Source organism: Flavobacterium sp. CECT 9288 (genome assembly GCF_918731615.1).
Taxonomy (GTDB): Bacteria; Bacteroidota; Bacteroidia; order Flavobacteriales; family Flavobacteriaceae; genus Flavobacterium.
Genome location: NZ_OU957226.1, coordinates 3,667,129 through 3,688,771, shown reverse-complemented (window position 1 = coordinate 3,688,771; position 21,643 = coordinate 3,667,129). Strand labels below are relative to the sequence as shown.

Here is a 21,643-nt window from a genome sequence, read left to right as displayed (position 1 = left end):
ATCGATAGTATCATGCCGTTGTGGGTACTGTTGCTGTAGCTGTTGTGGCTCCTGCTAAGAACGTTACCGTTACCGGAACTGTTGTATAATCGCCATTGGCTGTCGTTACATTGGTAAAGCCTAAAGTAACGGTGATGTCTGTAGCTGATGGGTTGCTCAATGTAACTGGGAAACTCAAGTTTCCTCCTTCTGTGATTGAAGCATCTGCAATCGTTACCACTGGTGCATCGTCATTATCATTGATTGTTCCTGTGCTACTTACTGCTCCGCTGCTAATGCTAAAGCTTTCGTCTGCTTCATCAATAGTGTCTGCTGTAGTGGGTACACTTACCGTTCCCGTGGTTGCTCCTGCTGGAACTGTTACGGTAATGCTTGTTGTAGTGTAATCAGCACTTCCTGCGGTTCCATTGGTCAAAGTGAACGTATAGGTGGTATCTACCGCAGATGGGTTGCTCAACGTAAAGTTGAATACTACAGCATCTCCTTCAACAGCATTTGAAGGACTGATACTTGCTACTGTTGGTGCATTGTCATCATCATTGATTGTTCCTGTAGCGGTATCTGTTGTTGATCCAACGGTTCCTGTTGTACTGGTAATAGCTACGGTGAAGGTTTCGTCTAATTCATCGATAGTATCTGCCGTAGTGGGTACTGTTGCTGTAGCTGTTGTGGCTCCTGCTAAGAACGTTACCGTTACTGGAACTGTTGTATAATCGCCATTGGCTGTCGTTACATTGGTAAAGCCTAAAGTAACGGTGATGTCTGTAGCTGATGGGTTGCTCAATGTAACTGGGAAACTCAAGTTTCCTCCTTCTGTGATTGAAGCATCTGCAATCGTTACCACTGGTGCATCGTCATTATCATTGATTGTTCCTGTGCTACTTACTGCTCCGCTGCTAATGCTAAAGCTTTCGTCTGCTTCATCAATAGTGTCTGCTGTAGTGGGTACACTTACCGTTCCCGTGGTTGCTCCTGCTGGAACTGTTACGGTAATGCTTGTTGTAGTGTAATCAGCACTTCCTGCGGTTCCATTGGTCAAAGTGAACGTATAGGTGGTATCTACCGCAGATGGGTTGCTCAACGTAAAGTTGAATACTACAGCATCTCCTTCAACAGCATTTGAAGGACTGATACTTGCTACTGTTGGTGCATTGTCATCATCATTGATTGTTCCTGTAGCGGTATCTGTTGTTGATCCAACGGTTCCTGTTGTACTGGTAATAGCTACGGTGAAGGTTTCATCTAATTCATCGATAGTATCTGCCGTTGTGGGTACTGTTGCTGTAGCTGTTGTGGCTCCTGCTAAGAACGTTACCGTTACCGGAACTGTTGTATAATCGCCATTGGCTGTCGTTACATTGGTAAAGCCTAAAGTAACGGTGATGTCTGTAGCTGATGGGTTGCTCAATGTAACTGGGAAACTCAAGTTTCCTCCTTCTGTGATTGAAGCATCTGCAATCGTTACCACTGGTGCATCGTCATTATCATTGATTGTTCCTGTGCTACTTACTGCTCCGCTGCTAATGCTAAAGCTTTCGTCTGCTTCATCAATAGTGTCTGCTGTAGTGGGTACACTTACCGTTCCCGTGGTTGCTCCTGCTGGAACTGTTACGGTAATGCTTGTTGTAGTGTAATCAGCACTTCCTGCGGTTCCATTGGTCAAAGTGAACGTATAGGTGGTATCTACCGCAGATGGGTTGCTCAACGTAAAGTTGAATACTACAGCATCTCCTTCAACAGCATTTGAAGGACTGATACTTGCTACTGTTGGTGCATTGTCATCATCATTGATTGTTCCTGTAGCGGTATCTGTTGTTGATCCAACGGTTCCTGTTGTACTGGTAATAGCTACGGTGAAGGTTTCATCTAATTCATCGATAGTATCTGCCGTAGTGGGTACTGTTGCTGTAGCTGTTGTGGCTCCTGCTAAGAACGTTACCGTTACTGGAACTGTTGTATAATCGCCATTGGCTGTCGTTACATTGGTAAAGCCTAAAGTAACGGTGATGTCTGTAGCTGATGGGTTGCTCAATGTAACTGGGAAACTCAAGTTTCCTCCTTCTGTGATTGAAGCATCTGCAATCGTTACCACTGGTGCATCGTCATTATCATTGATTGTTCCTGTGCTACTTACTGCTCCGCTGCTAATGCTAAAGCTTTCGTCTGCTTCATCAATAGTGTCTGCTGTAGTGGGTACACTTACCGTTCCCGTGGTTGCTCCTGCTGGAACTGTTACGGTAATGCTTGTTGTAGTGTAATCAGCACTTCCTGCGGTTCCATTGGTCAAAGTGAACGTATAGGTGGTATCTACCGCAGATGGGTTGCTCAACGTAAAGTTGAATACTACAGCATCTCCTTCAACAGCATTTGAAGGACTGATACTTGCTACTGTTGGTGCATTGTCATCATCATTGATTGTTCCTGTAGCGGTATCTGTTGTTGATCCAACGGTTCCTGTTGTACTGGTAATAGCTACGGTGAAGGTTTCGTCTAATTCATCGATAGTATCTGCCGTTGTGGGTACTGTTGCTGTAGCTGTTGTGGCTCCTGCTAAGAACGTTACCGTTACCGGAACTGTTGTATAATCGCCATTGGCTGTCGTTACATTGGTAAAGCCTAAAGTAACGGTGATGTCTGTAGCTGATGGGTTGCTCAATGTAACTGGGAAACTCAAGTTTCCTCCTTCTGTGATTGAAGCATCTGCAATCGTTACCACTGGTGCATCGTCATTATCATTGATTGTTCCTGTGCTACTTACTGCTCCGCTGCTAATGCTAAAGCTTTCGTCTGCTTCATCAATAGTGTCTGCTGTAGTGGGTACACTTACCGTTCCCGTGGTTGCTCCTGCTGGAACTGTTACGGTAATGCTTGTTGTAGTGTAATCAGCACTTCCTGCGGTTCCATTGGTCAAAGTGAACGTATAGGTGGTATCTACCGCAGATGGGTTGCTCAACGTAAAGTTGAATACTACAGCATCTCCTTCAACAGCATTTGAAGGACTGATACTTGCTACTGTTGGTGCATTGTCATCATCATTGATTGTTCCTGTAGCGGTATCTGTTGTTGATCCAACGGTTCCTGTTGTACTGGTAATAGCTACGGTGAAGGTTTCGTCTAATTCATCGATAGTATCTGCCGTAGTGGGTACTGTTGCTGTAGCTGTTGTGGCTCCTGCTAAGAACGTTACCGTTACCGGAACTGTTGTATAATCGCCATTGGCTGTCGTTACATTGGTAAAGCCTAAAGTAACGGTGATGTCTGTAGCTGATGGGTTGCTCAATGTAACTGGGAAACTCAAGTTTCCTCCTTCTGTGATTGAAGCATCTGCAATCGTTACCACTGGTGCATCGTCATTATCATTGATTGTTCCTGTGCTACTTACTGCTCCGCTGCTAATGCTAAAGCTTTCGTCTGCTTCATCAATAGTGTCTGCTGTAGTGGGTACACTTACCGTTCCCGTGGTTGCTCCTGCTGGAACTGTTACGGTAATGCTTGTTGTAGTGTAATCAGCACTTCCTGCGGTTCCATTGGTCAAAGTGAACGTATAGGTGGTATCTACCGCAGATGGGTTGCTCAACGTAAAGTTGAATACTACAGCATCTCCTTCAACAGCATTTGAAGGACTGATACTTGCTACTGTTGGTGCATTGTCATCATCATTGATTGTTCCTGTAGCGGTATCTGTTGTTGATCCAACGGTTCCTGTTGTACTGGTAATAGCTACGGTGAAGGTTTCGTCTAATTCATCGATAGTATCTGCCGTTGTGGGTACTGTTGCTGTAGCTGTTGTGGCTCCTGCTAAGAACGTTACCGTTACCGGAACTGTTGTATAATCGCCATTGGCTGTCGTTACATTGGTAAAGCCTAAAGTAACGGTGATGTCTGTAGCTGATGGGTTGCTCAATGTAACTGGGAAACTCAAGTTTCCTCCTTCTGTGATTGAAGCATCTGCAATCGTTACCACTGGTGCATCGTCATTATCATTGATTGTTCCTGTGCTACTTACTGCTCCGCTGCTAATGCTAAAGCTTTCGTCTGCTTCATCAATAGTGTCTGCTGTAGTGGGTACACTTACCGTTCCCGTGGTTGCTCCTGCTGGAACTGTTACGGTAATGCTTGTTGTAGTGTAATCAGCACTTCCTGCGGTTCCATTGGTCAAAGTGAACGTATAGGTGGTATCTACCGCAGATGGGTTGCTCAACGTAAAGTTGAATACTACAGCATCTCCTTCAACAGCATTTGAAGGACTGATACTTGCTACTGTTGGTGCATTGTCATCATCATTGATTGTTCCTGTAGCGGTATCTGTTGTTGATCCAACGGTTCCTGTTGTACTGGTAATAGCTACGGTGAAGGTTTCGTCTAATTCATCGATAGTATCTGCCGTTGTGGGTACTGTTGCTGTAGCTGTTGTGGCTCCTGCTAAGAACGTTACCGTTACCGGAACTGTTGTATAATCGCCATTGGCTGTCGTTACATTGGTAAAGCCTAAAGTAACGGTGATGTCTGTAGCTGATGGGTTGCTCAATGTAACTGGGAAACTCAAGTTTCCTCCTTCTGTGATTGAAGCATCTGCAATCGTTACCACTGGTGCATCGTCATTATCATTGATTGTTCCTGTGCTACTTACTGCTCCGCTGCTAATGCTAAAGCTTTCGTCTGCTTCATCAATAGTGTCTGCTGTAGTGGGTACACTTACCGTTCCCGTGGTTGCTCCTGCTGGAACTGTTACGGTAATGCTTGTTGTAGTGTAATCAGCACTTCCTGCGGTTCCATTGGTCAAAGTGAACGTATAGGTGGTATCTACCGCAGATGGGTTGCTCAACGTGAAGTTGAATACTACAGCATCTCCTTCAACAGCATTTGAAGGACTGATACTTGCTACTGTTGGTGCATTGTCATCATCATTGATTGTTCCTGTAGCGGTATCTGTTGTTGATCCAACGGTTCCTGTTGTACTGGTAATAGCTACGGTGAAGGTTTCGTCTAATTCATCGATAGTATCTGCCGTTGTGGGTACTGTTGCTGTAGCTGTTGTGGCTCCTGCTAAGAACGTTACCGTTACCGGAACTGTTGTATAATCGCCATTGGCTGTCGTTACATTGGTAAAGCCTAAAGTAACGGTGATGTCTGTAGCTGATGGGTTGCTCAATGTAACTGGGAAACTCAAGTTTCCTCCTTCTGTGATTGAAGCATCTGCAATCGTTACCACTGGTGCATCGTCATTATCATTGATTGTTCCTGTGCTACTTACTGCTCCGCTGCTAATGCTAAAGCTTTCGTCTGCTTCATCAATAGTGTCTGCTGTAGTGGGTACACTTACCGTTCCCGTGGTTGCTCCTGCTGGAACTGTTACGGTAATGCTTGTTGTAGTGTAATCAGCACTTCCTGCGGTTCCATTGGTCAAAGTGAACGTATAGGTGGTATCTACCGCAGATGGGTTGCTCAACGTAAAGTTGAATACTACAGCATCTCCTTCAACAGCATTTGAAGGACTGATACTTGCTACTGTTGGTGCATTGTCATCATCATTGATTGTTCCTGTAGCGGTATCTGTTGTTGATCCAACGGTTCCTGTTGTACTGGTAATAGCTACGGTGAAGGTTTCATCTAATTCATCGATAGTATCTGCCGTTGTGGGTACTGTTGCTGTAGCTGTTGTGGCTCCTGCTAAGAACGTTACCGTTACCGGAACTGTTGTATAATCGCCATTGGCTGTCGTTACATTGGTAAAGCCTAAAGTAACGGTGATGTCTGTAGCTGATGGGTTGCTCAATGTAACTGGGAAACTCAAGTTTCCTCCTTCTGTGATTGAAGCATCTGCAATCGTTACCACTGGTGCATCGTCATTATCATTGATTGTTCCTGTGCTACTTACTGCTCCGCTGCTAATGCTAAAGCTTTCGTCTGCTTCATCAATAGTGTCTGCTGTAGTGGGTACACTTACCGTTCCCGTGGTTGCTCCTGCTGGAACTGTTACGGTAATGCTTGTTGTAGTGTAATCAGCACTTCCTGCGGTTCCATTGGTCAAAGTGAACGTATAGGTGGTATCTACCGCAGATGGGTTGCTCAACGTAAAGTTGAATACTACAGCATCTCCTTCAACAGCATTTGAAGGACTGATACTTGCTACTGTTGGTGCATTGTCATCATCATTGATTGTTCCTGTAGCGGTATCTGTTGTTGATCCAACGGTTCCTGTTGTACTGGTAATAGCTACGGTGAAGGTTTCATCTAATTCATCGATAGTATCTGCCGTAGTGGGTACTGTTGCTGTAGCTGTTGTGGCTCCTGCTAAGAACGTTACCGTTACTGGAACTGTTGTATAATCGCCATTGGCTGTCGTTACATTGGTAAAGCCTAAAGTAACGGTGATGTCTGTAGCTGATGGGTTGCTCAATGTAACTGGGAAACTCAAGTTTCCTCCTTCTGTGATTGAAGCATCTGCAATCGTTACCACTGGTGCATCGTCATTATCATTGATTGTTCCTGTGCTACTTACTGCTCCGCTGCTAATGCTAAAGCTTTCGTCTGCTTCATCAATAGTGTCTGCTGTAGTGGGTACACTTACCGTTCCCGTGGTTGCTCCTGCTGGAACTGTTACGGTAATGCTTGTTGTAGTGTAATCAGCACTTCCTGCGGTTCCATTGGTCAAAGTGAACGTATAGGTGGTATCTACCGCAGATGGGTTGCTCAACGTAAAGTTGAATACTACAGCATCTCCTTCAACAGCATTTGAAGGACTGATACTTGCTACTGTTGGTGCATTGTCATCATCATTGATTGTTCCTGTAGCGGTATCTGTTGTTGATCCAACGGTTCCTGTTGTACTGGTAATAGCTACGGTGAAGGTTTCGTCTAATTCATCGATAGTATCTGCCGTAGTGGGTACTGTTGCTGTAGCTGTTGTGGCTCCTGCTAAGAACGTTACCGTTACCGGAACTGTTGTATAATCGCCATTGGCTGTCGTTACATTGGTAAAGCCTAAAGTAACGGTGATGTCTGTAGCTGATGGGTTGCTCAATGTAACTGGGAAACTCAAGTTTCCTCCTTCTGTGATTGAAGCATCTGCAATCGTTACCACTGGTGCATCGTCATTATCATTGATTGTTCCTGTGCTACTTACTGCTCCGCTGCTAATGCTAAAGCTTTCGTCTGCTTCATCAATAGTGTCTGCTGTAGTGGGTACACTTACCGTTCCCGTGGTTGCTCCTGCTGGAACTGTTACGGTAATGCTTGTTGTAGTGTAATCAGCACTTCCTGCGGTTCCATTGGTCAAAGTGAACGTATAGGTGGTATCTACCGCAGATGGGTTGCTCAACGTAAAGTTGAATACTACAGCATCTCCTTCAACAGCATTTGAAGGACTGATACTTGCTACTGTTGGTGCATTGTCATCATCATTGATTGTTCCTGTAGCGGTATCTGTTGTTGATCCAACGGTTCCTGTTGTACTGGTAATAGCTACGGTGAAGGTTTCGTCTAATTCATCGATAGTATCTGCCGTTGTGGGTACTGTTGCTGTAGCTGTTGTGGCTCCTGCTAAGAACGTTACCGTTACCGGAACTGTTGTATAATCGCCATTGGCTGTCGTTACATTGGTAAAGCCTAAAGTAACGGCGATGTCTGTAGCTGATGGGTTGCTCAATGTAACTGGGAAACTCAAGTTTCCTCCTTCTGTGATTGAAGCATCTGCAATCGTTACCACTGGTGCAGGAAATACAGTTAATGTTCTTTCAGCCGAAACTACAGATGAACAAACAAAATTAGATTCCCTGATTATTACTCTATACAAATATCCACTAAATGTTGCAGGTACAGAAGTCAAAGTTAAAGTGTTCGTTGTAGCATTACTATAAACAGCACCGTTTGATATATCAGTAAAACCAGAACCAGAATCAACTTGCCATTGGTATTGTGTAATACCTGAACCACCAGCTGCCGCTACACTGAAAGTAGTATTTGTACCCGCATTTATAATTCTATTAACTGGTTGCGTTGCTATTGAACTAGATGTTCCCACAGATATCGCATTAGCATAAGATCCTGTATACGTAGCTGCTGGTAAATTAACTGTACCATTAGCGTTTACTGGCGCTACTGAACCTCCTGTTTGACCAAATTGCTGTCCCGTAGCTGCACTTGTAGTATTGTTATAGTACTCATTAGAATCTGAACAACCGTCATTATCTGAATCTAGATCTAAATTATTAGGAATAGTATCTAAATCCGTATCACATTCTACTCTTGCGAAGAAAGAATAATCTACAAGATCTCCTGATCCAATATTAGAACCCGTTACATTTATAGAACTGATTAAATTGGTCCCTACACCAGCAAGCATTATCCTTTGATCATCAATAGCTCCAAAAGAGGTAATTGCACCAGATAAAGCATTATAATTTAGATCAGGATTAACACTAGCTAGAGTTACTAATCTAAAGTTATTATTTGCAGCACCTCCATTTACACTGAAAGTATAGGAAGCAGCATTACTTGAGGCCGTTAAACCATCAACATCACCAATATTAAAAGCAATTTGATTGGCTGGTACTGGAGTACTAAAATTGACTGTGAAGTTAACATCACCTAATTTAGCGTAGCGTTGCTCTCCATCGGAATTATTTACGTAAAAATTTGTTTGATTATCAGTAAGAGTACTAACAACAGCTTGAGTGGTCGCACCAGTAAACGTGTAAGTAACATTTGAAGCAGTGCTCCCTTTCCAAACACCATTAGAGTTTTGAGCCAAATATCCTTGGCAATCTTCAACAATATCACGAACTCCATCATTATCATCATCTAAATCTACAAAATTCCCAACTCCATCATTATCGCTATCTGGTTGAATAGCAATACTAACTGTAGATGTATTATTCCCTAATACAGGATCTGTTTCATTTCCTACTATGGTTGCCGTATTGTTGTAACTTCCTGAAGCATTTACTGTAGCCACTATAGATAAAGTTTCATTTGCACTGTTAGCTAAATTACCAATTGACCAAAGACCAGTAGTGTTGTTATAAGTACCTACTGATGGTGTGGCACTTACAAAGGTATAACCTGCTGGTAAGATATCTGTAACATTAACGCCTGTTGCTGCACCTGGTCCCGAATTACTTGCCGTTAAAGTAAAGGTAACATTGCTGCCCACAATTGGTGTTGGGTTATTAACCGTTTTACTAATTTGTAAATTAGCATTTGTCAACCCCTCAATTAAATTTAAAAACACTCCTGAATCATACGAAGCATCTCCAGCATCAGCAATAACCACCTTAAAGGTATAAGTACCCCCAGGAGTTAAATTTTTAATGGTTTTTGTTATAAAAGTTGTCAAACCATTAAACTCACTATAAATAGGAAAAGGCCCCGGTTGAGGGGCTGCATTTTGTACATATTTCCCTCCTGTAACTGTAGTTCTGTGACCATTGTTAATATACAAAGCAGATTGTGTCCCATCATAAGCCGCCACAGGAGTTGCTGGAGATGAAAAGCCCGGAACACCTCCATTGATTTTATTGATAGATGTAGGACTTCCAGCTGGAGTAGTAGCAAAGTTTTGAGCACCAGTAATACCCGGTCCTGAGACGAAAAAACCAAAAGCATCATCAAAATTTGAACCTACATAATCCGGATATTCTTCGGACCCAAATTGATACCCAACTCTTAAACCAGTTATGGTAGGCCCTAAGGTAATCGTAAAAGTATAAGCCACTAGATCTCGAGTAGCCGTTGGATCAATTGTTGATAAATTAGGATCTGACAGTGTTGTGGCTCCTGCTGGATTTGCAGATCGTGCAACATCAGTATTTCTACTGGCCAACTCAAATGGAGCATTTCCTGTACTAAAATAAGCCCCACTAGGAAAACCTAAAGCTGCACCCATAATCCCATTTGTAAAAGTAGCTATTTGGTTTGCTCTAAGGGTAGCTGCTGGAGCAGCACCATTCAGAGTACCACCAGTAATCACAATACCTGGACCTTGTAGCGCTAGGTTAATTTGCGCATTGGTAGGGTTAGTTACCGCAGTAACTTGAGCACTACTATTTATAGTATACAAGAAACATAATAGGAATACAAATCTGGGTACTTTAAAAGTAAATGAAGGTAATTGTCTATTCATAATTCACTTTGTTAATTTATTATAAATGTTTGCTTTTAGCTTAATACAATTCAATTTGTAAAATTTTTACTTTTAACTTATTTATGAAAAAACTTAGCTAAAGCAATAATAAAAACCCAATTCAAAATCTTTTATACAGCGTTAAACGCAGTCATAACAAAATTGATTTCAGTTAAAATTCTAAATACTGTCTACAACTCAAATGCATACACTAACAAATATAAGTTAAAATCTTGTTAACAGGTTTAATTAAAGCTATAAAACTAAAATATATTTTAAAAATTAACTAATCACATGATAAAAAGTAGATTAAAAGCAATTTTAATAGATAATCAACACTGATCAATAAAAAAATGGATCTCTAAATACATGAATTAATATAAAAAAAACCAAAAATATGGAGCCATAACTATTCCACTGAAGAAATCCTACGCTAATGAAAAGCCTAAAAAAACTCTTTATAAATTTAAAATTTAATTCAAAAAAAAAATATTCTAAAACGATGAATGACGCAAAAGTGTAGATGAAAAGAAATCTATACCAAAACTAAATACTTAAAATAATCTTGTATATAATAACCAATAAAAACTAAATTCATTCAAACAAAACAAATTCCTATTTTGTAGAATTAAATTTTATCAATACTTACTACTAACAGCAATTAAAATGGATCAAAAAAAAAGACCGTCATTAAAGACAGTCTAAGAAATATTGGTAATAAATAATTTTAATCACAGCCATCAACACCACAACAGTCCCCATCAGTAGTGTTTAAAAGAGTAACTTTTGAATCAAAAGAACCTTCCTCCCATACCTTATTTAACGTATTCAAAAAAGTTTCTTCGTGTTGTGCACCAGATATGGCATACTTTGCATCAAAAACAAAAAAAGGGACTCCTTGAACACCTATATTTTGAGCCTCCAGCATGTCTTTTTGCACTTCATCAGCAAAAGCATTTGAGTGTAATACCTCGTCTACTTCTTCTACGTTGAGTCCTACTTGTAAAGCTATATTTTTTAAAACAGTAAATTCATTAATATCTAATCCGTCTGTCAAATATGCTTTGAACAACAACTCTTTTAAATCATCAGCACAATTGAACTTTTTGGCTAAATGCAATAACCGATGTGCATGCTGAGAATTTGCCATGATTGCTTTTTCAAAATGAAAATCCAATCCTGAATTTTTGGCATTTTGCGTCATACTATCCAGCATGTCTTGAGCCCAAACTTCATCTTTTCTATATTTTTCAGCTAAATGTTCTACTAAATTATCATTAGGAGAAGCTACAAAATTTGGGTCTAGCTGAAAACTTTTCCACTCTATTTCAACAGCATCTTTGTACTTGAAATTCTGCAAAGCACCTTCTATTCTTCTTTTTCCAATGTAACAAAACGGACACATAATATCCGACCAGATCTGAATTTTTAGCTTATTTTCCATAATGAAATCTCAAAACAATTTAAATTAACTTGTATGTACAAATGTACAAAATTAGTCTGCTACAAAATCAAAGCTTACGTTAAGGCATTCATAAAAAAAACCATCAAAATTACTCTTGATGGTTCTGTTTTAGAATATGTAAATTTGGCTTAAGCCAATATATCTAATACGAAGGATGGAAATAAACCTAGAGCAATATTCAACACAATAGCAATAACTGCCACAGCATAAATAATTACTGGTGTACCTTTGCGCTCTTCATTGGCATCTTTTGTATACATGGCTAAAATTAATTTAAAATAATAACCCACACTTATAATAGAGTTGACCACCGCTACAATAACTAGCGCCATGAAACCGGCTTGAATAGTTTCACTAAACAACACTAATTTTGCAAAGAAACCTGCAAAAATAGGGATTCCCGCCATAGATAATAAAGATGCAGTTAAGATGGCCGCAAGTATTGGATTTGTTTTACCAAGTCCGTGAAAATTCACGATATCTTCATTGTCTCTATTTTTACAAACATATAGCAACACACTAAAAGCAGCCATTCCGGCAAGAGAATATGCTGAGGCATAATACAACAAGCTACCTGCAGAAGTAGAAAGACTTAACAAGGTCATTAACATAAAACCTGCATGAGATATTCCCGAAAAAGCAAGCATACGCTTAACGTTTGTTTGCCTTAAAGCCATAATGTTCCCCACAGTCATAGACGCCATTGAAATCACAACCACAATCATTTTGAATGACTCAGTCATGTCAGCATTCATAACAGAAAGTAATTTATACAAAGTAGCCATAGCCACAACCTTTGCTAAGGTACTCATTAAGGCAGTAGTTAATGCTGGTGAACCCTCATAAACATCAGGTGCCCAAAAATGAAATGGCACAGCTGCCACTTTAAATAGCATTCCGATAGTTAACAAAACAATCCCTATTGGAAACCAAACTGGCAATTCAGCAGAACGAGAAAGCTCAGAAATTTCAATAACATCAAAACTACCCATTGCGCCATAAATTAAACAAATTCCAAAAAGAATAATCCCAGAGGCAAAAGATCCCATCAAGAAATACTTCATTCCAGCTTCATTACTTTTTAAATTCATTCGATCACTAGCAGCTAGAATATAAAGTGCAATTGATAAAACCTCAATTCCTAAAAAGAACATTGCTAAATTTCCAAAGGATACCATAGCTACAGCACCAGCTAATAAAAATATTTTAATAGCAATAAAATCAGAAATTTTAGATTGGTGATTTTCATAAAAATTATGACCTAAGGCAATTAAAAAAATTGTTAAAACAATAAACAAACATGAAAACGCAGATGAGAATGTACTTACTGCAATCATATTGTTGTAATAAATTTCGGCTGTATTAAACTCAGAAACTGTTAAGCCCAAAACTGCTAATAAACCCAATATAGAAATTGGTACAATTGCTTTTCTAAGGTTAAAAATTTCGAACAAAAGGCATAAAACACCTAATCCTATTATAGCTATTAATGTATTCATTTGTTGATTGTTTGATTTAGGATTTACACAATAGAATGAAAAAAAACTAATGTTAAAATCTATAAACCTAATTAATTTGTATTTCTTTTATTTTGATCTAAAATGTTATGCTTCTTGCGTACTAATACCTTTGCGTTAACAAAAGAATTTGCTCTAATGCTGGTGTTATCAAATCATTAATTGGTTTTGGATACATCCCAAAAAAGAATAAAACACCAACTATGATTAACAACGATATGGTCTCACTTGCAGTAACATCTGTAAAAACTTTAGAGTTTGTTTCACCCAACATAACGTGCTGAAACATTTTTAACATGTAGTAAGCACCTAATATAATTGTAGTACCACCTACAACTGCAAACCAAATATTTACTGTTGACAAACTATATAAAACTGTGAACTCACCTATAAAGTTAAACGTAGTAGGCAAAGCCACTGATGCTAAAACTAAAATTAAAAACAAAGAAGTAAATTTTGGCGCTTGTGCACGAATACCTCCCATTTCTGAAATTACTCTTGTTTCATATCTTCTAGAAATGATTTCAGCTACAAAAAACAAACCTACCACAACAAACCCGTGAGCAATCATTTGTAAAACTGCACCTCTAAAACCATCAAGGTTCAGAGCATAAGTACCAGAAGCGATCAAACCAACGTGTGCCAAAGAGGAATAAGCTAATAATTTTTTTAAATCTCTTTGTTTTAAGGCTACAATTGAACCATAAACAACTCCTACAAGCCCTATACCAATAAGTAAATATTTATACTCATGAGCCGTTACTGGTGCTAAAGGCAATTGCCAACGGATCACGCTATACAAACCCATTTTCAACATAATACCTGACAAAAGCATGGTTCCTACAGTTGGAGCTTTTTGATACACATTAGATTGCCAAGTATGGAAAGGTATTAAAGGAATTTTTATAGCATAAGCCAAGAAGAAGGCTAGAAAAATCCAAAATTGCTCTGAACTCGATAAATTTAAAGCATAAAGATCTTGAATTAAAAAACTACCAGCTTTTTGGTACAAATACACAAAAGCCACTAACATAAACAAAGATCCTGCTAATGTATAAATGAAAAACTTTACAACAGCTTTTTTACGTTCGTCAGCATTACCGTTACCCCAAATAAGAGCTATAAAATAAATAGGCACTAACGCTAATTCCCAAAAGATATAATAAACCAATCCGTCTGAAGCTAAAAAGGTACCCACCATAGCAAAGGACATAAACAAGACCAATGCATAAAAAGATTTCGAGTTTTGATATTGATTTCCAAATGATGAAAAAATAATAATGGGTGTCAAAATAGTAGTTAATAATAACATCACTAAAGACAATCCATCTGCAGTTAAAGCGAAAGAAACCGCTGGCTTACTAATCCATGGACTTATAAAATTAATATTTACACCAGCATTATAATGATTGAGCAACATAAAGGAAGCTACAGCTGAAACTAACCCAAAAAACAAAGCTACTTTTGAAGCTAACTTATTACCAACTAATAAGGTTGCAAAGACACCAATCAAAAGTATAATTAAAATTAGAGATACGTTCATTTGAAAATTTTTAATGATTTCAAAAGCCACTCATCATGACTTTCAAAAGATATTTAATATTACTGAAATTTATAATCTAACACTAAACCAGAAACAAGTAGGATACTATAGCACACAATCCTAATACAAAAACGAAAAGATATAATCCAATACTTCCGCTATGAATTTTTTTACCTTGATAACTTATTTCATTTGATACTTTGCCAAAGCCGAAAACAATGGCTGATAATCCCGTTTCTACAGTATCTCTAAAAAAGCGAGACAATACATTAATTGGTTTAACGAATAAGAAATCATATCCTTCATCCACATAATATTTATTGTAAAGTACTTTTGCAAATCCGGTGATACTTTCATCTGAAGTAGGAACCGTATTTTGTTTGATATATTTACTGTAAGCGATTCCTATTCCTACTAATCCACCAACAACAGCAATTGCCATTAAAATGTATTCTGTAGTTCCAAGATGATGTTCTGCAGTAGCTAATTTCGGTAAAATTGGAATCAAATAATGATTCAACCAACTGTTTCCAGGTAAACTAATCACACCACCTATTGTAGCTAAAATTGCTAAAATAATTAAAGGTGCAGTAATTAATGAAGGACTTTCATGCAGATGCTGTTTTTGCTCAGCAGTTCCTCTGAAATCATTGTAAAATGTCAAAAACATCAAACGGAACATATAAAAAGCAGTCATTATAGATGCAATAGAAGCCACAACCCATAACGGAATATTATGATGAAACGCAACTAATAAAATTTCGTCTTTCGAGAAAAAACCTGAGAATAATGGAACTCCAGAAATTGCTAAAGAAGCAATTAACATGGTTACAAAAGTAATAGGCATAGCTTTTTTCAACCCACCCATATTACGCATGTCTTGTTCTCCGTGCAAAGCATGAATAACTGATCCTGAACCTAAGAACAAACAAGCCTTGAAAAAAGCGTGCGTGATTACGTGAAAAACAGCCACTTCATAAGCTCCTAAACCTAATGCTAAAAACATCAAACCTAACTGCGAAACTGTAGAATAAGCCAGAACTTTTTTGATATCGTTTTGAACTAAACCGATAGTTGCAGCAACAAGAGCTGTTGCAGCACCTACTATAGCAATAACATGTTGTACTTCTGGCAATAAATCAAATACAAAATTCAATCTTGTAATCATGAATATACCAGCAGTTACCATGGTAGCAGCATGTATTAATGCTGAAACTGGTGTTGGTCCTGCCATTGCATCTGGCAACCACGTATATAAAGGTATTTGTGCCGATTTACCGCAAGCACCAATAAACAAAGCAAAACCTGCTACTGTTAACCAATAAAAATCAAGATTTGTCGCTCCAGCAATTGCCGTTTTTAATGTGGTATAATCTAGTGTCGAAAATAAATTACCTACAATGAATATACCTATCAATAAACCTAAATCACCAATACGATTCATGATAAAAGCTTTCTTAGCCGCATCATTATATTCTTGGTTTCTATACCAAAAACCAATTAATAAATACGAACAAAGACCTACGCCTTCCCAACCGATGAACATTACTAATAAATTACTTCCTACAACCAGTGTGATCATAAAAAATACAAACAAATTCAAATAGGCAAAGAACTTGTGCATATTCTCATCATCGTGCATGTAACTGATAGAATACAAATGAATCAATGATCCAATTCCAGTTACAAACAGCAACCATAAAATAGAAAGTTGATCTAATAAAAATCCAAAATCTACTTTGAAATTACTGATTTGAATCCAATCAAAAAGTGAAATTCGAAAACCATTTGGCTGCGCAGCATTTGCACCAAAGAAAAAACAAGCAGCAATAAAAGAAATGAAGACTGCAAGCGTACCTACAATTCCTGAAACTGTTTTACCTAGGCTTTTGCCAAAGAAAACATTAATTAAAAATCCTAAAAAAGGAGCGAGAACTAAAACTAAAGCTATATTGGTATTCATTTCCATTTATCCTTTTAAGTTTTTTAAATTATCAATTGTAATCGAACCTAAATTTCTAAAAATAGAAACTAGAATGGCCAATCCTACCGCTACTTCTGCTGCAGCAACTGCCATAGAGAAAAAAACAAAAACCTGTCCTTGCGCATCTTGATGGTACGTTGAAAAAGCTACAAATAACAAGTTAACGGCATTCAACATAATTTCAATTGACATAAATACAATGATAGCATTTCGTCTGTACAAAACTCCAAAAACACCAATACAAAAAAGTATTACGCTCAGGAAAATATAGTTTTCTATACCAATGTGGTTTAAAATATTATTCATTTTATTTTTGCAATTTTTCTTTTTTAGACAATAACACAGTTCCTATCATCGCAACCAATAGTAATATAGAAGCAAATTCAAACGGAACCATATATTCATTCAAGAGTATTTTACCCAATACTTTTATAGATTGATAATCTTCACCCGTAGTCACATACTCCCCTACAATAGGTTTTGAATTGATAAAAATCGCAATCAATACTAAACAAATCAAACAAAAAGAAACTATCGCTCCCAATCGTGTAATTCTCGGTCGGTGAACTTCTTTTTCCTCGTTCAGATTCATCAACATGATCGTAAACAAAAACAAAATCATGATCGCTCCAGAGTATACAATCACATGTACTATGGCCAAGAATTGCGAGTTTAATAAAAAATAATGACCTGCAATAGAAAAGAAACAAATCACTAAATAAATAGCACTGTGAATTGGGTTTCTACTAAAGATGGTTAAAAAAGCAGTTGCTAAAGTGATAGCAGCCAATACACAAAAAATTATAAGTATTGTAGACATTAGTTAGCGTTTTTTAGTTGAGCATTTTGAATTGCCATTTCAAGCGGCATCACTAGTTTATCTTTACCAAAGATAAAATCTTCTCTCTCATAACTAGCTGGAACAAGAACTTTAGATGTGGTTAGGTAAATTGCGTCTTTCGGACAAGCCTCTTCGCACAACCCGCAAAAAATGCAACGCAACATATTGATTTCATATATCGAAGCATATTTTTCCTCACGGTATAAGTGTTTTTCATCCGCTTTTCTTTCCTCAGCTTTCATCGTGATGGCTTCAGCAGGACAAGAAAGAGCACACAAACCACATGCTGTACAATTTTCTCTACCTTCCTCATCTCGTTTCAACATGTGCTGTCCACGATACACCGGACTCATTTTTCGTACTTGCTCAGGGTACTGAATGGTAACTTTTCTAGTAAATAAATGCTGGATTGTAATTATCAATCCCTTGATAATCGCTACAAGATACATTCTTTCCCAAAAAGTCATCTCTTTGTTAGAGACTAACTTTTTTCTTCCCGATAAGGATATACTTTCTATTGACATTTTTTATTTTTATTTGAAGCTAATCCTGCTATTCGTTTCAATCTTTTTTTGTTTTTAAAGAAAAAACAAAAAGGATTTCCACTACTATCAGGGCTAGGGCTTTTCGGTACTAATTAAAATCCTAAATAAGCAGCAATATCTGCTCTCAAAATTACAATTCCGGTAATCATAATATTAATGATCGATAGCGGAATTAATATTCTCCATCCTAAATTCATTAATTGATCGTATCTAAATCTTGGAATAGTCCATCTTACCCACATGTAGAAAAAGATAAAACCACATAGTTTTACAAATAATGCAGCAAAACCTAGTATATTTCCAATATTTACACCCCAATTCTCCACAACCCAACTCATTCCTGGATAGTTGTACCCTCCAAAAAACAAGACCGCTAAAATAGTCGAAGAAATGAACATATTAGCATATTCTGCAAATAAATAAAAACCCATTTTCATCGAGGAATACTCCGTGTGATAACCCCCAATAAGTTCACTTTCACATTCTGCTAAGTCAAAAGGAGTTCTGTTTGTTTCAGCAAAAGCACAAATCAAGAAAATAACAAATGATAAAGGCTGGTAAAATACATTCCAGTTCATTCCTGCTTGTTGCGCAGATATTTCTCTTAAACTTAAAGTACCTGTCATCATTAATAAAGCAATCATAGAAAGTCCCATGGCTACTTCATAAGATACCATTTGTGATGCAGCACGAACAGCTCCCATCAAAGAGAACTTGTTGTTAGAGGCCCATCCACCAATCATGATTCCGTAAACGCCCACAGATACTACTCCAAAAAAGTATAACAACCCAATATTCAAATCAGTTGCTTGAAGTAATATATTTCTACCAAATAAATGCAATCTATCTCCCCATGGAATTACCGCACTGGTCATTAAAGCAGTACTCATGGCAATTGCTGGACCTACAAAAAACAAAAATCGGTTGGGAGTATTAGGCTCAAATTCTTCCTTTGAAAATAATTTTAAACCATCTGCAAGTGGCTGAAAAAGACCAAAAGGCCCAGCTCTATTCGGCCCTACACGGTCTTGAAGCCAAGCAGCTACTTTACGCTCTGCCCATGTTGAGTACATGGCCATTAACATTGTTAAAGCAAAAACAACAAGTATAACAACACTTTTTTCTATAATAAATACGCTATCCATTATTACCCAAGCTTTTTTGATTCATAATATCTTCTTGTGTCAATGGAATTTCAGCCATACTGATTTTTTTACGGTCAACCGCTCTACCCAACAAAATGTTCTCTTCGGTTGCAATTTGCACTTTTTCTAACTTTCTGTTGTATTTGTTCACGTTGATAACAGAATCTTTTTCAAAAGCTCTTGGTCCTTCAATAGTCCAATCAGCTACATCTTTATGGTCAAAACGACAACCGTTACAAATGAACTCATCAACTTCGTGGTACTCATCTTTACGACCTGTTACACGCTGAATCTCGTCACCAAACATCCAAACAGTAGTTCTACCTGAACAAGTAGGACAATCTCTGTGTGCGTTATACGGTTTACTAAACCAAACTCTTGATTTGAATCTAAATGTTTTATCAGTTAATGCTCCAACAGGACACACATCAATCATGTTACCTGAAAACTCATTATCAATTGCTTTTGAAATACAAGTTGAAATATTCGAGTGGTCTCCTCTATCCATAACTCCGTGCACGCGCTCATCTGTCAACTGATCAGCTACCATTACACAACGGTAACATAGAATGCAACGGTTCATGTGTAACTGAATGTTCGGACCAATATCTTCTGGCTCAAAAGTTCTTTTCTCTTCAATAAAACGAGTTTCAGACTTTCCGTGCTCAAAGCTTAAGTTTTGCAAATCACATTCACCAGCCTGATCACAAACTGGGCAATCTAAAGGGTGATTGATCAATAAAAACTCAGTTACCGATTTTCTAGCTTCTTGAACTCTTGGTGATGACTTACTGTTCACTTCCATTCCGTCCATGCAACCTGTAACACATGATGCCATTAATTTTGGCATAGGTCTAGGGTCTGCATCGCTACCTTTGGCAACTTCAACTAAACAACAACGGCATTTTCCACCGCTTCCTTTTAGTTTAGAATAATAACACATCGCTGGCGGTACTACCTCACCACCTATCATACGTGCTGCTTGCAGGATAGTTGTTCCTGGTTCTACTTCTATTGACTGTCCGTCTATTGTTACTTTCATTTCTTTATTAGTTTCAAGTTTAAAGTTTCATATTTCAGGAATTGTCCTGAATTTGAAACCTGAAACGTTTTATACTGTTTGCTTTGCTACTAGGTGCTTTACTTGTTCAAAAGGCTCGGCAACAAAATGATTTCTATTTTTGATTTTTTCTGGGAAACGAATGTGGAATTCAAATTCATCTCTAAAGTGACGAATCGCAGCAGCTACTGGCCATGAAGCAGCGTCACCTAAAGGACAAATAGTGTTTCCTTCAATTTTACTTTGAATACTCAACAACAATTCGATATCCTCTTCGCGTCCGTGTCCGTTTTCAATACGATGCAATACTTTTTCTAACCAACCCGTACCTTCACGACATGGTGAACATTGCCCACAACTTTCATGGTGATAAAAACGAGAGAAATTCCAAGTATTACGAACGATACAAGCTGTATCATCATAAACGATAAAACCTCCTGAACCCAACATCGATCCTGTAGCAAAACCACCATCACTCAAAGACTCATAAGTCATCAAACGATCCTCGCCATTTGCTGTTTTGTAAATTAAATTTGCTGGCAAAATTGGCACAGAACTTCCTCCTGGTACGAAAGCTTTCAATGGTCTGTCAGAACTCATACCACCCAAATATTCATCTGAGTTCATGAATTCATAAACACTCAATCCTAAATCAATTTCATAAACACCAGGATTTTTAATATTTCCTGAAGCAGAAATTAATTTAGTTCCCGTAGATCTACCAATACCAATTTTAGCATAATCAGCACCTGAATTGTTTACAATCCATGGCACAGCCGCAATGGTTTCAACATTATTCACTACCGTCGGATTAGCCCATAAACCAGATACCGCAGGAAATGGCGGCTTGATTCTTGGGTTTCCTCTTTTTCCTTCTAACGACTCAATAAGGGCAGTCTCTTCTCCACAAATATAAGCACCACCACCAATTTGAACGTACAAATCCAAATCGTATCCGGTACCTAATATATTTTTACCCAACCAACCTGCAGCTTTCGCCTCAGCAATGGCGCGTTCTAAAATTTTATACACCCACATGTACTCTCCACGAATGTAGATATACGATAAATTTGCACCAAGAGCATAACTTGAGGTAATCATTCCTTCAATCAATAAGTGCGGAATGTACTCCATCAAATAACGATCTTTAAAAGTACCTGGCTCCGACTCATCTGCATTACAAACCAAGTGCCTTGGCTTACCCGATTTTTTGTCGATAAAACTCCACTTCATCCCTGCAGGAAACCCTGCTCCACCACGACCACGCAATCCTGAAGTCTTTACTTCTTCTACTACTTCGTCAGGTGTCAAGGTTTTTAAAGCTTTTTCTACAGAAGCATAACCACCATTAGCGCGGTATACCTCATAAGTTTTAATTCCCGGAATATTTACTTTATCTAATAATATTTTCTGTGACATA

11 protein-coding genes are annotated in these 21,643 nt (G+C 38.3%); all 11 read right to left on the bottom strand.

Annotation, left to right across the window (positions count from 1 at the left end; all coding sequences use genetic code 11):
- Window positions 1-10 precede the first annotated feature (10 nt).
- Window positions 11-10,123, bottom strand: a complete 10,113-nt coding sequence (locus tag LQ189_RS16185) for a Calx-beta domain-containing protein (RefSeq protein ID WP_230158586.1) — start codon at window positions 10,121-10,123, stop codon at window positions 11-13.
- Window positions 10,124-10,850: 727 nt separating this feature from the next.
- Window positions 10,851-11,567: a DsbA family protein gene (locus LQ189_RS16180; RefSeq protein ID WP_230158584.1), complete on the bottom strand. Its 717-nt coding sequence runs from the start codon at window positions 11,565-11,567 to the stop codon at window positions 10,851-10,853.
- A 149-nt stretch (window positions 11,568-11,716) separates the two neighbouring features.
- Window positions 11,717-13,087 carry an NADH-quinone oxidoreductase subunit N gene (locus LQ189_RS16175; protein ID WP_230158582.1) on the bottom strand — a complete coding sequence of 457 codons (1,371 nt, stop codon included), beginning with the start codon at window positions 13,085-13,087 and terminating at the stop codon, window positions 11,717-11,719.
- 121 nt (window positions 13,088-13,208) lie between these two features.
- Complete coding sequence (locus LQ189_RS16170; protein ID WP_230158581.1) at window positions 13,209-14,648, bottom strand: NuoM family protein; 1,440 nt, start codon at window positions 14,646-14,648, stop codon at window positions 13,209-13,211.
- 82 nt (window positions 14,649-14,730) lie between these two features.
- Window positions 14,731-16,611: an NADH-quinone oxidoreductase subunit L gene (gene nuoL / locus LQ189_RS16165; protein ID WP_230158580.1), complete on the bottom strand. Its 1,881-nt coding sequence runs from the start codon at window positions 16,609-16,611 to the stop codon at window positions 14,731-14,733.
- 6 nt (window positions 16,612-16,617) lie between these two features.
- A complete protein-coding gene (nuoK, locus tag LQ189_RS16160; protein WP_066079401.1) occupies window positions 16,618-16,938 on the bottom strand; it encodes an NADH-quinone oxidoreductase subunit NuoK in 321 nt (106 codons plus the stop codon).
- A gap of 1 nt (window position 16,939) precedes the next feature.
- Window positions 16,940-17,452, bottom strand: a complete 513-nt coding sequence (locus tag LQ189_RS16155; protein ID WP_230158579.1) for an NADH-quinone oxidoreductase subunit J — start codon at window positions 17,450-17,452, stop codon at window positions 16,940-16,942.
- On the bottom strand, window positions 17,452-17,997 hold the full coding sequence (locus LQ189_RS16150) for an NADH-quinone oxidoreductase subunit I (RefSeq protein WP_158730044.1): 546 nt from the start codon (window positions 17,995-17,997) through the stop codon (window positions 17,452-17,454). Before LQ189_RS16150 ends, LQ189_RS16155 begins: the two co-directional genes overlap by 1 nt.
- A 113-nt stretch (window positions 17,998-18,110) precedes the next feature.
- Window positions 18,111-19,163, bottom strand: a complete 1,053-nt coding sequence (nuoH, locus tag LQ189_RS16145) for an NADH-quinone oxidoreductase subunit NuoH (protein WP_230158578.1) — start codon at window positions 19,161-19,163, stop codon at window positions 18,111-18,113.
- Window positions 19,156-20,205 carry a 2Fe-2S iron-sulfur cluster-binding protein gene (locus LQ189_RS16140; protein WP_230158577.1) on the bottom strand — a complete coding sequence of 350 codons (1,050 nt, stop codon included), beginning with the start codon at window positions 20,203-20,205 and terminating at the stop codon, window positions 19,156-19,158. The genes nuoH and LQ189_RS16140 overlap by 8 nt, the downstream gene beginning before the upstream one ends.
- A 69-nt stretch (window positions 20,206-20,274) precedes the next feature.
- Window positions 20,275-21,642, bottom strand: coding sequence for an NADH-quinone oxidoreductase subunit NuoF (nuoF, locus tag LQ189_RS16135; RefSeq protein ID WP_230158576.1), 1,368 nt, complete (start codon window positions 21,640-21,642; stop codon window positions 20,275-20,277).
- Window position 21,643 lies beyond the last annotated feature (1 nt).